This is a genomic window from Chryseobacterium sp. Mn2064 (assembly GCF_049319685.1).
Taxonomy (GTDB): Bacteria; Bacteroidota; Bacteroidia; order Flavobacteriales; family Weeksellaceae; genus Chryseobacterium.
The window spans coordinates 770,883-785,519 of the sequence record NZ_JBMOUE010000002.1 but is presented as its reverse complement, the minus strand read 5'-3'; the positions used below and the strand labels follow the sequence as shown (position 1 = coordinate 785,519).

14 protein-coding genes are annotated in these 14,637 nt (G+C 36.5%); 7 read left to right on the top strand and 7 right to left on the bottom strand.

Annotation, left to right across the window (positions count from 1 at the left end):
• The first annotated feature begins 15 nt into the window (after positions 1 to 15).
• The 3 genes from ACL9RH_RS10670 (at position 16) to ACL9RH_RS10660 (ending at position 3,689) form a co-directional block, all read left to right on the top strand.
• The gene (locus tag ACL9RH_RS10670; RefSeq protein ID WP_422693344.1) at positions 16 to 1,878 is read left to right on the top strand and encodes a T9SS type A sorting domain-containing protein; all 1,863 of its coding nucleotides are present in this window, start codon (positions 16 to 18) and stop codon (positions 1,876 to 1,878) included.
• A gap of 238 nt (positions 1,879 to 2,116) precedes the next feature.
• Positions 2,117 to 2,863, top strand: coding sequence for a hypothetical protein (locus tag ACL9RH_RS10665; RefSeq protein WP_422693343.1), 747 nt, complete (start codon positions 2,117 to 2,119; stop codon positions 2,861 to 2,863).
• Between the two features lie 127 nt (positions 2,864 to 2,990).
• Positions 2,991 to 3,689: a DUF1826 domain-containing protein gene (locus tag ACL9RH_RS10660; protein ID WP_422693342.1), complete on the top strand. Its 699-nt coding sequence runs from the start codon at positions 2,991 to 2,993 to the stop codon at positions 3,687 to 3,689.
• Between the two features lie 235 nt (positions 3,690 to 3,924).
• Here ACL9RH_RS10660 and ACL9RH_RS10655 read toward each other — a convergent pair whose 3' ends face one another.
• Together ACL9RH_RS10655 and ACL9RH_RS10650 are read right to left on the bottom strand one after the other, a co-directional pair.
• Entirely contained in the window at positions 3,925 to 4,506 is a 582-nt protein-coding gene (locus ACL9RH_RS10655; RefSeq protein WP_422693341.1) for a YdeI/OmpD-associated family protein, read from the bottom strand.
• Complete coding sequence (locus tag ACL9RH_RS10650) at positions 4,499 to 5,461, bottom strand: alpha/beta fold hydrolase (protein ID WP_422693340.1); 963 nt, start codon at positions 5,459 to 5,461, stop codon at positions 4,499 to 4,501. Before ACL9RH_RS10650 ends, ACL9RH_RS10655 begins: the two co-directional genes overlap by 8 nt.
• 391 nt (positions 5,462 to 5,852) lie before the next feature.
• On the opposite strand from ACL9RH_RS10650, the gene ACL9RH_RS10645 reads away from it, so the two are divergent.
• The 4 genes from ACL9RH_RS10645 (at position 5,853) to ACL9RH_RS10630 (ending at position 10,216) form a co-directional block, all read left to right on the top strand.
• A complete protein-coding gene (locus tag ACL9RH_RS10645; protein WP_422693339.1) occupies positions 5,853 to 6,887 on the top strand; it encodes a DUF1852 domain-containing protein in 1,035 nt (344 codons plus the stop codon).
• A 30-nt stretch (positions 6,888 to 6,917) separates the two neighbouring features.
• Complete coding sequence (locus tag ACL9RH_RS10640; protein WP_422693338.1) at positions 6,918 to 7,949, top strand: methionine synthase; 1,032 nt, start codon at positions 6,918 to 6,920, stop codon at positions 7,947 to 7,949.
• A 59-nt stretch (positions 7,950 to 8,008) separates the two neighbouring features.
• On the top strand, positions 8,009 to 9,001 hold the full coding sequence (locus ACL9RH_RS10635; protein WP_422693337.1) for a bile acid:sodium symporter family protein: 993 nt from the start codon (positions 8,009 to 8,011) through the stop codon (positions 8,999 to 9,001).
• Positions 9,002 to 9,133: 132 nt separating this feature from the next.
• Positions 9,134 to 10,216, top strand: coding sequence for an alkene reductase (locus ACL9RH_RS10630; protein WP_422693336.1), 1,083 nt, complete (start codon positions 9,134 to 9,136; stop codon positions 10,214 to 10,216).
• Between the two features lie 140 nt (positions 10,217 to 10,356).
• Here the strand turns inward: ACL9RH_RS10630 and ACL9RH_RS10625 are convergent, their stop codons facing one another.
• Genes ACL9RH_RS10625 through ACL9RH_RS10605 form a run of 5 tightly spaced genes read right to left on the bottom strand, consistent with a single transcriptional unit; the run spans position 10,357 to position 14,064 of the window.
• Complete coding sequence (locus ACL9RH_RS10625) at positions 10,357 to 10,518, bottom strand: PAAR-like protein (protein WP_422693699.1); 162 nt, start codon at positions 10,516 to 10,518, stop codon at positions 10,357 to 10,359.
• Positions 10,512 to 10,685 (bottom strand): hypothetical protein, encoded by a 174-nt coding sequence (locus ACL9RH_RS10620; protein WP_422693335.1) that lies wholly within the window; start codon positions 10,683 to 10,685, stop codon positions 10,512 to 10,514. Before ACL9RH_RS10620 ends, ACL9RH_RS10625 begins: the two co-directional genes overlap by 7 nt.
• Before the next feature lie 4 nt (positions 10,686 to 10,689).
• Positions 10,690 to 11,082, bottom strand: coding sequence for a hypothetical protein (locus ACL9RH_RS10615; protein WP_422693334.1), 393 nt, complete (start codon positions 11,080 to 11,082; stop codon positions 10,690 to 10,692).
• Positions 11,067 to 11,825 (bottom strand): T6SS effector amidase Tae4 family protein, encoded by a 759-nt coding sequence (locus ACL9RH_RS10610; RefSeq protein WP_422693333.1) that lies wholly within the window; start codon positions 11,823 to 11,825, stop codon positions 11,067 to 11,069. Before ACL9RH_RS10610 ends, ACL9RH_RS10615 begins: the two co-directional genes overlap by 16 nt.
• Positions 11,826 to 11,835: 10 nt before the next feature.
• On the bottom strand, positions 11,836 to 14,064 hold the full coding sequence (locus ACL9RH_RS10605) for a type VI secretion system Vgr family protein (RefSeq protein WP_422693332.1): 2,229 nt from the start codon (positions 14,062 to 14,064) through the stop codon (positions 11,836 to 11,838).
• Positions 14,065 to 14,637: the final 573 nt, after the last annotated feature.

Sequence of the window (14,637 nt, the reverse complement as noted above, 5' to 3'; positions counted from 1 at the left end):
ACAAAATGAATATTTATGATACAATTGAAAAACAAACTCTGGGGACTGATGCTGATATTTCCGGCATTATCTTTCAGCCAGACTTATCAATGGCAATGGTCAAAACAGGCAGGTGGGATATCAGGATCTGCCGATCCGGGATTTTCATATCCGTTTGACGAATCTATACGTGATATTGCCGTAGATAACAACAATAATACCTATTATCTGGCTACCATGCGGGAGCAGGGACAAAACCTTAACGGGTCAGCCGTTACCAACTATGGGCTTAGTGATTTGTTTTTATTTTCTACTGATTGTCAGGGAAATATAAGGTGGTCAAGAGCGATAGGAGGTTCTGGAAATGGGGAGAATGCGTGGCATATCAAGGTAGATAATAACGGAGGGGTCTATGTAATGGCAACGCTTTATAATGCGGCGGATACCAATGATCCGAGTGCTGTTCCTATACATTTTGATGATACCCATACCATTCCGCCGTATACCTTTACGGATCTTACCACTCCAGACCCGGGCTATAAATCGGCTTATTTATTAAAATATAATACCTCCAACGGTATATTGGCATGGAGCAAACCTTTACAGGGAGATGTCAATTATCTCAGCAGAATATGTGATGTTCATATGATGTATATGGATTCGTCCAAAAATATTCATGCTGTGTTAGGTTTCAGGGCCGGAACTCATTTGAATGGGCTGATTAATGTGCCATCTAGTTATTCGTCATCCTTTCAGTATTATCTTGTAAAATTCAATTATGACAATGGTAACATGACTCCTTCAACGCCGGTATTGCTTCCTATTACAGGAACATTGAAAGCGGGAGCTACAGAAGGAAAAGTGAATTTGCTGTATGACGAATCCCTAAATCGTTATTATCTTGCGGGAAACAGGATGCAAGAGACTACAGGGTTGGAAGATTTTGCCTATAACAATATTCCTTTTACCAAGAAGGCGTTTCTGCTTGCTTTTGACGGCACTGCAGGAGCAGAATTATGGAGAAAGGAAATTACCACCAACATTACAGGAACTTCTTTGGATGATGAAATTCATTCCATTATAAAAGATCCCACATCTTCGGATATCTACATCTCTGGACGTTATTTTATGATAGGTACAACGCCCACTTTTGGAAACTATACTTTTCCTTCCTCTTCTTATCAGGGGCAAACCCCTTTTGTGATGAAATTAAATTCCGGAGGAAGCGTGCAATGGACGAAGATTGCTGACGGAATCACAAGTTTTGGAGGATATCCTTTTGTAAAAGGAAAGCTCGCTATTAACGGAAATGAGCTGGCCTTTGCCAAAGGAAGCTGGAATGACATTTGGGGAAGCTATTCTATGGTGCGTCCGAATGGGGATAAAGCAGATCCTTTATTAGTACGTCTTAATAAAGATTCGGGAGCCATTATTGGAGCTGCGGAAGTTAAGAGTAATTATGATTCTCAGGATGAATTTACTGCTATTGCTGTAGATAATGATGGAAACTATATCTTGGGAGGTCTTTTTCATGATCAATTATTTACCGATCCTAATGATGGGATCAATACAATGGGAGTGAATGTAATAGGAGGGAAATCTCAATCTTTTTTTACAAAATATGCGAAATCTGCTTGCAGTCAGATGTCAGTTGAAGAAACTGCAGCCCAGGCAGGAATGCAGCTGTATCCAAATCCTGTACAGGATGTTCTTACCGTTAGAAGCAAGGAGCCTTTGGTTTCCTATGAAATTTATGGTGCAACAGGACAGTTGATCAAACAGGGTCCTTTAAATATGACGCAGGAGCAAATAGTATTATCTTCTCTTCAAACAGGAGTTTACTACATAAAATTAAAAACAAAATCTTCAACAGTAACAGAAAAAATACTTAAGAAGTAAAAAACCAAACTGAAAACTAATAACCTTATATATAAAACAGTACTATTCTACGGATGGTGCTGTTTTTTTTATCATATTCAATCTTATGAATGATTCCCAATAACATCAAAAAATAACACAAAAGGAGTATTTCTTTAAGCTCATTTTATGCTTAATTTTATATAACAATCTTATACCAATAGAATAAGACTCTCTTCTTATCATATGAAACCAGATGTTTAATTAAAAAAATAAAGCCATGAAAATCAAAAAACTACTAACGGCAGCTTTATTGCTGATGATCACTTTTTGCTGGGGACAGACTGTTCATGATCTGTTTGCAACCAATTTTATTTCCTTTACTGTTCCTCAAAGCTATGAAGGGCAGATAAGCTATCTCAACTCCAATGATTTGATCGAGAAAAAATCTGTACATGATGTGAAGCATGACAGAACCCTCTTGCCCTCTTTTCCCAATTTGGTATCTAACGTTACCTTGTATGAGGAAAATGGAAACGGAGTACTTTCTTTGATTGGAAACTCCCTGTCTGTCAATAATAAAAGCTACACTGTTATTTATGACTATACCCAAACTCAAACCATTCTTATTAATGATGCCTCTACGAATGTAAATTATTACGCATTGATAGGAATAAGTGTAAGAATGGTTGCTAAGATTGTCTCTAAAAGTTCAGGAATAAACCTTGCCAACCTATATGGACTGAGTTTAGCAGCAGATAAGAAAAAAATTGCAGGATCACTTGAAGTAAGGGTTAATGGTATAAGTTCTCAGCAGATCAATGCGTTGGTTCCCGTTACTACAGATCTGTCTTCTTCCTCAATAGCGAACGCTCTTCAGGCTTTTGCTACCGTGAAATCTCATATCTATGATGCTGAAACCAAAATAACACCGCAGTTTCTGGCTTTTAGTGTTATAGGTAATGATAAAAATAAAGACATTGATATTAATAAACTATCAGAAAAGGTAAGAAGTTTTACGTTTTAAAATAGAACGGTCTAAATTATAGGATTGCGATGAGGTTGACCTTGGTTAAAGTATATAATAAAACAAATACAATCCCTGCCATTCTTCTGATCTATTCCTTATTTTTGTAGATAATTTATTCTAACATATGGACACTGAGTTTTCCGGGAACAGTCAAATAGGTATCGTTTCCTCATTTTCTGAACTGATGAATACCGATTTTCAGGGAAGTACAAATGCTCTTTGCTGGTACAGAAATTTAGCCGGAGACTTTAAAGAAATTGTATCCAAACTTCAGTTAAAAGAAAATATAACAGAAATATCTCCCGAAGACCTTTTGTCCCTCGATTTGTCAGAAAAAGGATGCATTGCAAGGGAAATTATTTTGAATGATTTACAGCAGTTAACAGATTTTGGAGCTTTACCTTCTCTCAATTTATTGAAATCCTATGATCGGGATGAAGAATTTGATTTTATCTCTACAGATGTCTATTCCTTTCATGTAGATCGCTCCCCCGTGGGAACAGATACTTTTCTATGTACTTATTATGGCGCCGCGAGTGATATTTTACCTAATGATCAGGTAGAACAGAAAATTTTAATTCCTGAAATCAGAGAAAAACTTAAAGAACTCCATGATGGCCCTGAATCGGAATTTGAAGATTTTTTGAAAGACTGTTTCTTCGATCTTCATTATCAGCCCAAACCCAATGCAGAGCCAACTAATTTAAAATTAGGCCATCTTTGGCGTTTAGCTGTAGATCATCCAGCACAGAAGGTTTTGCCTTGTGTTCATAGAGCGCCTGTAGAAAATGATGGAGAATATAGACTGTTGCTGATTTGCTAGTGCTCCATAAGTGTTGAAAAAGTGTACTGATTGTTTTAAATCTTCCGAAAGGTGCTGCAGGATCCTGCTTGAATCCATTGATGGAAATACATTCGGTATTGAGCTGAATAGTTACACTTTGAGATCAGTTTCCTATATGTAGGTGGCCAGAACCTAATCTGTATCATTGGCTATTTTTATTAATGCTTTTATAGATAATAACACGAGACTTATTAGTTATCCGTTTAAACCTTTTCTATCGTAGATGTCTTGGTTTAAGATTCAGTGCTGCACTTTCTACGACTTCCTCTATACGCTTTTGCCTGGTTTCTTGTTTTCCGACGAGGATAATCCAGCATAAGATTATTTTTCTTGTTGATTTGCTTAAACTTAAAAAATAATCTTTCGAGCCCTTATGTTTTTTGAAAGCAATTTCTAAGTCGTCCGGAATTATCACTTCTTCTATTTCATCTAAGATTGTCCAATATCCATTCTTTTTTGCGATTTCAATACTTTCATAGCCTTGTTTTGTCATTCTTTTGCTGTCAATGAGCTGCTGAACTTTTTCTTTGTTGATTTTTGACCAGTTGCTTTTCGGTTTACGTTTGCCAAAAAACTGCATAAACGAGATATCGTTAACCTTTTTCCTTGTGCTGTCAATCCAACCGAAACAAAGCGCTTCGTCAACGGCTTCACTCCAACTTAAAGAAGGAATGTCCGACTTTTTTGTATGATAAACAAGCCAAACAGATTGTTTGGACTGATGGTTCTTCTCCAACCATTGTCTCCAATCTGTTTGACTTTGCGGACAATATGTTTCAATTTCCTTATTATGCATTTTGCTGTGCTAACCATTTTACAATTGAACGGTTGGTTTCCTCAGGTTTTTCCTGCTGAATCCAATGACCACAATCTAAACTGACAATGTCAAGATTAGGAACGATATTTTTAAGATTTTCAGACTTTGGAATCGTATCCTGTTCTCCATATATCATCAGAGTTGGCTGATGAATGATTGGCTGTATGTTCGCCATCAGGTGCCAGTTTCTATCAAGGTTTCTGTACCAATTTATAGCTCCGGTAAATCCAGACAATTCAAAGGTAGAAATAAATACAGACAGTTCATTATCTTCCATTAAAGGCTTTCCCAAAGGTTTTTCTTCTCCTGCAAGATTGATCATCAGCATTCCCGGAGCAGGTGGAGCGGGAGGTACGTCTTTTCGAAATAGGTTACGCAGGAATCGAGCTGTATTTTCATGCATGATAGCATCTGCAACTCCCACTTTCTTATTGAAATGAACAAAATAGAAGTCTTCTCCAAATAGGGTTTCCATCAACTCAATCCATGGTTGTTCTCCGCGTTCCTGATAAGGCAGAGCTAAGTTTATGATTTTATTGACCCGTTCAGGATGCAGTAATGCCAGATTCCAGACAACATTTGCACCCCAGTCATGACCTACGAAGGTAGCGTCCTTGTATCCATAATAATCGAGTAGGGCAATAAGGTCATCCGTCAGGTGCTTTATATCATAATCGGTTATTTCGGTTGGGCAAGATGAGTTGCCATAGCCACGTTGATTGGGGATAATGACATGATAACCTGCTTCAACAAGAGCAGGTATCTGATAACGCCAGGAAAATGCATGTTCCGGAAAACCGTGGCAGAGAACAATCGGGTTCTCTGAATTTTGTTTTCCTGCTTCAAATACTTCTAATATCACATCATTGACTGAAATCATAGTAGGCTTTGGAAACTCGGTGGAATTGGATACTGTACTGGATAGGTTTCTCATGTTTTATAGTTTAATAAATTGTTATGAGACAAATTTAAACCTAGCTTGTGACAACAGAATGTCAGGAGTCGAAAGTACTTGGTGATAATTATTTCTCAACCCCTATTTTTTCGAGTCTTTTAATCTTATCATGAATAGATGTGAAAGATCAATTTTTGCCGAATTTACCTTCTTTTTAGAGTACTTTCCGCCCCTTCAAGTTATCCTTATCGGATTTTCTAAAGAATAATTTTCTGTTTTTTAAATTTTTGCAATCGAAAAAAGAATATTATTCTTTTATAAACATATGAGAAGAATAATTTACTGAATTTTAATGGTATTTAATTTAATTGATCTTTTATTTTGAAATTTGCAAATAAAAAAAACTGTTGCCCATTAAATACAATCAATTATGTTACAAGATTTGAAAATAAATGAAAAAAAATATATGGAAGGCACTCGTAATACCATCAATAATGATTTTGTATTCACACTAAAGAGTATTTATTTCAATGAGAATTATATACCGTCCAGCAGTACGCGTACAACAACCAACTTTGCTAACCTGGCAAGAGGCGAAAGTCGTCAGGAAAACTTACGCAACACCATTAATATGATCAACAATCGTTTTAATGCTCTGGCGAACTGGGATAATCCCAATAACGATCGCTATTCGGTTGAATTAGAAATTGTTTCTGTGGATATTGATATTGATGGTAGTGGGGCAACATTCCCATCGATTGAAATTTTAAAAACGCATATTATCGATCATAAAACAGGCAAACATATTGAAGGTATTGTTGGGAATAACTTTTCTTCGTATGTGCGTGATTATGATTTTAGCGTATTGCTTTTAGAACATAACAAGGATAAAGACCAGTTTAGTATTCCGGATAATTTTGGTGAATTGCATGGCAATATATTTAAACATTTTGTAAATTCAGAAAGCTATAAAAACCACTTTGTCAAACTTCCTGTTATCTGTTTGAGTGTATCAGATAATAAAACATATCAACGTACAGGAAACCATCACCCGATATTAGGGTTTGAATACGAACCGGACAGTTCTTCGTTAACAGAGCAATACTTCAAAAAAATGGGCTTACAGGTTCGTTATTTTATGCCAAAAAATAGCGCTGCACCTCTGACGTTTTTTTTCTTTGGCGATTTATTGGCTGATTATACCAACCTTGAATTAATCAGTACCATTAGTACAATGGAAACCTTTCAAAAAATTTACAGGCCCGAAATCTATAATGCCAATTCTGTTGCTGGATTGTGCTATAAGCCTAGTTTGAAAAACCAGGACCATTCTTTAACGAAAATTGTATACAACCGCGAAGAACGCAGCCAGTTGGCAATTAACCAAGGTAAATTTACGGAAGAGAATTTCATTAAGCCTTACAAAAGTGTTTTAGAAAAGTGGTCTGCCAATTTCGATCTTTAAATAATACAAAAAATTAAAACTATTTCTATAATGAAGAATCTATTATTACCAACCTCAATTGTTGGAAGTTTACCCAAACCGGCCTGGCTTGCACCACCCGAAAAACTATGGTCACCCTGGAATTTAGAAGCCGAACAGTTATTGGAAGGGAAACAGGATGCTTTACGTATCACATTGCAGGAACAGCAATTAGCAGGGTTGGATATCGTTTGCGATGGTGAGCAGACACGCCAACATTTTGTAACCACTTTTATTGAGCATTTGAGCGGTGTAGATTTTGAAAACCGTAAAGTCGTAAAAATTCGTGACCGTTATGATGCAAGTGTTCCTGTGGTTGTAGGTGAGGTGGCTCGTCAAAAAGCAGTTTTTGTTGAAGATGCTAAATTTTTGCGTAAGCAGACTGATAAACCTATAAAATGGGCATTGCCTGGCCCTATGACAATGGTAGATACTTTGTACGATAACCATTACAAAAGCAGAGAAAAATTGGCGTGGGAATTCGCGAAACTCCTCAATGAAGAAGCAAGACAACTTCAAGATGCGGGAGTAGATATTATTCAGTTTGATGAACCTGCATTTAATGTATTTTTTGATGAAGTAAACGATTGGGGGATGGCAGCACTGGAAAGAGCCATTGAAGGTTTAAAATGTGAAACTGCGGTACATATTTGCTACGGCTATGGAATAAAAGCGAATAATGACTGGAAAAAGACCTTGGGTTCAGAATGGCGTCAATACGAAGAGATTTTCCCTAAAATTAAAAATTCAAATATAGATATCGTATCATTAGAATGCCACAACTCCAATGTGCCTTTAGATTTGATTGAACTTGTTCGTGGTAAAAAAGTAATGGTGGGAGCTATTGATGTGGCAAGTAACACGATCGAATCTCCCGAAGAAGTAGCGGATACATTACGTAAAACGCTTGAGTTTGTAGATATCGAAAATCTTTATCCTTCTACCAACTGTGGAATGGCTCCTCTGTCCCGAAATGTGGCAAGAGGTAAGCTAAGGGCTTTAAGCGCAGGAGCTGAAATTATCCGCAAAGAATTTGCGGTTTAGTTCCTATGTGTTAATTGATAAATGATTTTGGATCAACGGAAAAATATAATAAGAATCCTTTGAATAAGTTATTAAAAGTATTAAAGAAAGCAGGTTTCGACGGTTTCCTGTTAATGATAGGAACCATGATTCTGCTGGCCTATTTTTTACCGCAGCCTGGTCTGGTCAAAGAACCTGTTTCACTGGAGGAAATTGCCAATGTAGGAGTATCATTTATTTTCTTGTTTTATGGCGTACGACTGAGTGTTGAAAAACTAAAAGCCGGACTCGCCAACTGGAAAATGCATATCGTCGTTCAGCTGACAACCTTTTTATTTTTTCCGCTGATCGTTTTAGCTTCTCGCCCTTTGTTCGTTCATACTAACTTTGAGTTGCTTTGGTTAGGAGTATTCTTCCTGGCGGCTTTACCGTCCACGGTTTCATCTTCTGTAGTGATGGTATCTATCGCTAAGGGTAATATTCCTGCAGCCATTTTCAATGCGAGCATTTCCAGTTTGATTGGAGTAATAGTTACCCCGCTCTGGGTTGGGATGTTCATTGCTTCTGCAACAGGCGATTTTGATGTTACTGATATCTTCATAAAGTTGGTTCTTCAGGTCCTATTACCTGTTATCATCGGGATCAGCCTTAATTCCCGTTTTGGAGCTATTGCTGAAAAATATAAGAAACACCTCAAATATTTTGACCAGGCAATTATTCTCACAATCATTTACACCTCGTTTTGTAAGTCATTTTCCGAACATCTTTTTGAAGGTTTCACCACCCTTGAACTTGCAGGATTAGCCGCGGGGATGATGGTGTTATTTTTTGCCGTATTCTTTTGTGTTGGGCTGATCAGTCGCTTTTTGGGCTTTTCAGATGAAGATCGTATCACGGTATTATTTTGTGGATCTAAAAAATCATTGGTACACGGCACTATCATGTCAAAAGTACTCTTTCAGCAAAGTACCATCACCGGTATCGTATTGTTGCCACTCATGCTTTACCATGCTTTGCAATTGATTGCCGCCAGCATCATCGCTCAGGGTATGGCACGACGAAAAGAAGTATAATTTTTACAAAAATATCTTATGCAGATAGTTCAGGTGATGTATCAAAAACATGTCTAGCTACTGCATAAGAATTGTAAACGGGGTTTAGCTGCCAGCCGTTGACTAGCAGTGAATATAAAAAAAAATAGCGGTATGAAGCTTTTAGAAAAAATACAGTTAGGCAATATCAACCTAAAAAATAGAATGGCTATGGCTGCGATGACCAGAGGTCGTACCGACATAAATGGTTTAGTAGGAGATATGACCGTAGAATACTATACCCAAAGGGCAGACGCAGGTTTGCTGTTTACCGAGGCTATCAGGATTAGTGAAGAAGCTACGGGCAGTCCGCTCACGCCGGGTATTTTCACGGATCAACAAATAGAAGCATGGAAGAAGGTTACAGCGGCAGTACATGATAAAGGTGGTGTTATTATAGCTCAGCTTTGGCACACCGGCCGTATAGGACATTCTATAGATAGGAATGGCAAGCTCCCTTTTGCGCCATCATCTTTGCCTATCCAAGGAATGCAACATTTTACCTCGGAGGGTAGGAAGGACTACGAGATTCCTCAGGAAATGACAATTCTGGATATCAAACAAACTATAAAAGACTATGGTCAGGCCGCAAAAAATGCTATAACAGCAGGGTTTGATGGAGTACAGCTTCACGCTGCCAATGGTTATCTGCCCAACCAGTTCTTAGCCGAAAGTGCTAATCAAAGGACAGATGATTATGGAGGAAGCATCCCTAACAATGCCCGATTTGTACTGGAGGTGATGCAGGAATTGATTGATGCGGTAGGATGGGAGAAGGTGGGGATTAAAATATCTCCTTTCAATTCCTACGGAGATATAGTATTGGATGATTCTGTCGGTACTTATATCTATTTGATTGAAGAACTGAATAAGCTTGACTTTGCTTATGTAGAACTCATGAGGTGCAGCCCCTATTCCGCTTCACCTGAAAATGATGGTGCCAACAATGAAATTGAATTATTTGGTAGCAAGATTCGCCAGACAGTTATTGCTAATTCAGGATACGACAAGACTTCTGCCGAAGCAGAACTCGAAAAAGGCATTGCAAAGCTGATTTCCTTTGGAAGATTATACATCGCAAACCCTGATCTATCTGAACGGTTTGAAAAAAATGCTGCACTTAGTGAGCCGGATAAGACCACAATATATGGAGGCGGAAAACATGGTTATATTGATTATCCTCTTTGGAGCGAATAAAATTTCAAATCAATGAAAGTAAATGCAGTTGATCGACAGCTCGTGATTTATACAGGATTCCTCATTAAGCTGTCAGTTATAATATTCATATTTTTTTTATTTTATCAAAATCTAACAGGATTTTTAGAAAAGGATATGATCTATTCTTCAACAAAATTCTGAACAAACCGTACAACGGAAATTTTACCACCAACAGAACACAGGCATGTGGAAATGTCTAACAGTTCTTTTTTGCCATCAATTTCAAATGAAGAAGTATTTTGCCATTTTATCGGAGCCGGATTACAGGATGATCTTAGAATACTACAAATACCAAAAGGTTTGATATTAGCATGGGGTTGTTTACATCTTCTGTAGCTTGTGGTTTTCCTTCAATATTCATGAAAGACTGACTGGTTACTGTGAGTGGACTTGATGAAGCTCCTTTATCACATTTTAGTAGGGCGGTATCAGTAATGTATTGTGGCATATTATCACTTTTTTGTTTTCCTTTTTAATGCTACTCCAACAATTTTTTTTACATAATTGTCTAGGTCTTTGGATTCATAGAAATCCATACAATTCCAAAAAACATAATTTGCTTTACTATCTTCTAAATTCTCTGAGACTCCCATCTTATAATATTGGGAAGTATTCTTTATAGTAAAATCATTTACCTTATTCAAGATATTAGGATCAGCATTTTTTATTTGTACAATATAGGATGCTGAATAATCGTGACTAGTAAAAGTTGAGTCAATTGAATTATAATTCTCTTTTAAACACTTTTGTAATGCGTATTTTTTTACTATTTGTATTTCTTCTTTTGATTGAGAATATAATGTATTCCCAATTAACATGAAGACTGCTATTATTTTAATTCCCATACTCTTATTCTATTAGTTTGCACAAAATCAAGCTCATTTTTCTTATTTATTTTAAGATATAACATACTAAAGTAATATCTGGGACTTGTAGGATCGTCATGCTCTGGCCCGCCAGGATATATTAAGTGTTGTGTATCCCATAAAGTAAAGTGTCCTGTTGCATCATCCCACCCTGATACATCAAAAACAATTATACCTTTTATTTTTCTAAGATTAGCCCATTCAGTAGTACTTATTACTTTTTTCATTGCTTTTAATTGCTGCCATTCGGTAGAGGTTACATTTTTTCTTTTTTTGTAAACATCAGGCATTTGTATTTTGTCTAACTTAATATCTATTTCAGGTTTTCCTAGATGGTCTGCAAGATATGGACTTAATTCTCTAACGCGTAACCAATACGAAAGCTTATTATCCCCACTCATGATTCCCCCTCCTGTGCCATAGCCCTTATTACTAGCAGGAAGTTTAAATCCGCTCAGATTTAATCCTCGACTCATTCTTATAGCACAGGAATTAGCTAAATAGGATTCTAGTAATTCTTTATCTGTTTTGAATTTTGGAAAATTACCCCCAATATCATTATATAGATCTTTTGATTTAATAGATACATCTGGATAGTTTTTAATCATATCTCTCCAGCTTGGTCTTAAAACCTGAACAGGTCTTGTCTGTTGATTCCCACTTGTTGCAACAATACCTCTCCGTTGTTCAAGTAATGTTGGTATAAAACTATTAATTTTCATGATAAGATTTCTATGTGTTTTCTGTTATAAGTTCAATAGTATAAGCTTTTAAAGGTTCTTTAAAGATGACCATTCCATCTCTATCAACGGCTCCTGATAGATTTAATTCTTGCAAACCTTCTGCAATTGGTTCTTCATACTCAGATTTAATCAGTACCTCTATATTCTCTCCTTCTTCATAATTTCTTGTTTGTACGACCAAATTCATATCAACATAGAATCTTGAGTCATCTATTAATGGAGTATTGTCTTCTCCATATGCCCAATATATATTTACAATCTGTTTCTCTTTTGTATACTCAAACTCCCCATTTTCAGGAAGCTTATTCATTTGTGGAGCTTTGTACTCAATCTTGTCTTTAGCAGTCAATAAAGAGTTAGCTCCATAGACATGCATCCTGTCTTTGGCTCCAAACTCTGTCTGTCCATCTGTATAACCTATGAATTTTTCTTTGCCATAAAGGTCTAAGTGAGCCTTTGCTGATATTTCAGTATTGGTTCCTGCATTAATGATGGTCTTCTTACCACTATCTTGGCTGATCTCCTGCTTGGCAATAATCTTAATATTTTGTCCAACATTCGTATCCATATTCTTTCCTGCTTTGGTTTCAATATTTTCTTCAATATCAAACTTCAGGTTCTTAGATTTTATAGTGATGGTTTCAGGGGCAGTAATGTTAATGTTACTTCCCTCTGTATCAAACCTCAGCTCATTGCCACTTTTATCAGTCAATAAAATACTTTCATCTTCTGTAAACATCAATCTATGTCTGCTTCTGGTCTGTAAAGATTTTACCCGATTATCCATTCCTCCTCCCAATCCTATACCTCCGTGAAACATTCCTCCCATGGCAAAAGGAAAGTCTGGATTATGATATTCAAAACCCACCATTACCTGGTCTCCAATCTCTGGAACCGCTACAAAACCTCTATTCTGGCTTATAACATCCGTTCCTCCTGCATCAGGGCTCATCATGCGAATGAAATGAGTAGTATCATGCAACTGCCAGTCAAATTGAACCTGTATTCTGCCTTGATTCAATGGGTCTATATTGGAAATAACTGTAGCCACTTGTGGTTCTGCTTTTGGAACGGTAAAATTAGGTTTGGGCATGAAACCTGTTCCTTCAGCTATGGCTTCAAAACTTCCAATATAATATCCTCTTGCATCAACTTCATGGTTTACTTCGGTCATCATTAATGTTGTGAAATGAGAAGTCTGGTTACTGTCGTGATTTCTCATATCTATGTCTGCGACACAACCCACATATAAAAAAGGGACTGTTGTCTTTCCGGAAACCGTAAAAACCTCTACTGCTTTACTTCCTCTTGCACTTTTTTGGGAATCGTCCACGTCCAAAAACATATTAGCATTGAGAGGCGCAGGAGTGAGCGATCGTGTTTTGAAAATACGATCGTTTAATTCGTATGCTTTTTGAGATAAATCTCCGAGATGTTTTATCTTGTTATCAGAGCCAAGCATTTTAGCATGACTATCGCTATTGTATCCAAAATATTCGGGTTTTGTATGAATGGCTTTTAACTCTACCTGTACATCTGTAACATTGCTTCCATAAACAAGTTTGATAGGCTGTTCAGATGGAGGAAGTTTTCCAAAATGTAAAATATACCCATCGTAGTAGAACTGTTCTCCATAGGCTTCTGCTAATCTTGCAAGATAATTATAATGGGTTTCGCAGTATTGAGAGCTATAATTGATATATCCTTTATTCTGAGATTCTATTCTGTAATCAAACTTACTGGTTCCCAGAGATTCCTTAATGATTCTGTCGGCAATAATAGAAGTGTTTGCCGATTGATTTCCACCAAAACTCTGGGTATGAGGCGCCGAATCCATTAAAATTGTTGGGCTATATCCTTCCAGAACAATATTTCCAAGACTCATTTGCTTTTGACTAAAAGCGACTTTTGTAATAACCCCTACAAATGTTCTTTCAGGACTTTTACCTTCGTAATCCTTATACTTGAAAGTGACTGTAATTCTTTTTCCTAGAAATTGTCTGGCTTCTTCAAGGTTGTGATTCTGTACCTCACCTAAAGAATCATGAGCTAAAGTCAGTTCAAAATGATGATGCGTTCTGGCGCTTTGCTGTAAACGGAAATGTTTAAAATGACTGATAGATTTCCCTTCAATCACAATGTCAAGCTTAACCACACGGTTAATTCCGGCAATATGATTCTCTGAAATCCTTTCAGAATTAGAAAGATTTTTTTTCATCGATAAAGAGTGATTTGTGTTGGTATCAAATATAGATAATTAGACAATATCACCCATACTAATTTTGAGAAATTTTGAAAGTGTAGTAAAACTACGATCAGAATAAATTGATCTATACCTGTTGCTATGTATTATTGAAAGAAATTCCTCTTTTTAAAAGAGGAATTTCAATACAAGATAAAATATTATTTAAGGTGCTTTAAGTATTTTTTTAAGCCGGGCTATTTTGTAATGATAAAATAATCATATTTCCTAAAGCGGTTATGGTTTGAAGTGCTGCCAGAGATTTTACATTCAAAGTAATTATGTGTAGATGAAGAGCTAAATCATCAATAATTTCATGGGTGGGATTTAAATAAAATATATTTCTTATTTCCCAATACAGAATGTGAACCTCTTTGATCTTCAATCAATTGATAAATCTGGGAGACATTTGAAGGGCAACTCATTGATAAAATGATAATTATCAATTTAAAGATACTTTTTTTTAAAAATCGAGCCAAAAATTTTATGATATTTTTTATCGATTTATTTATTCTCGTAATGTGCTTCTTGATATGAAACTTAGAGTTC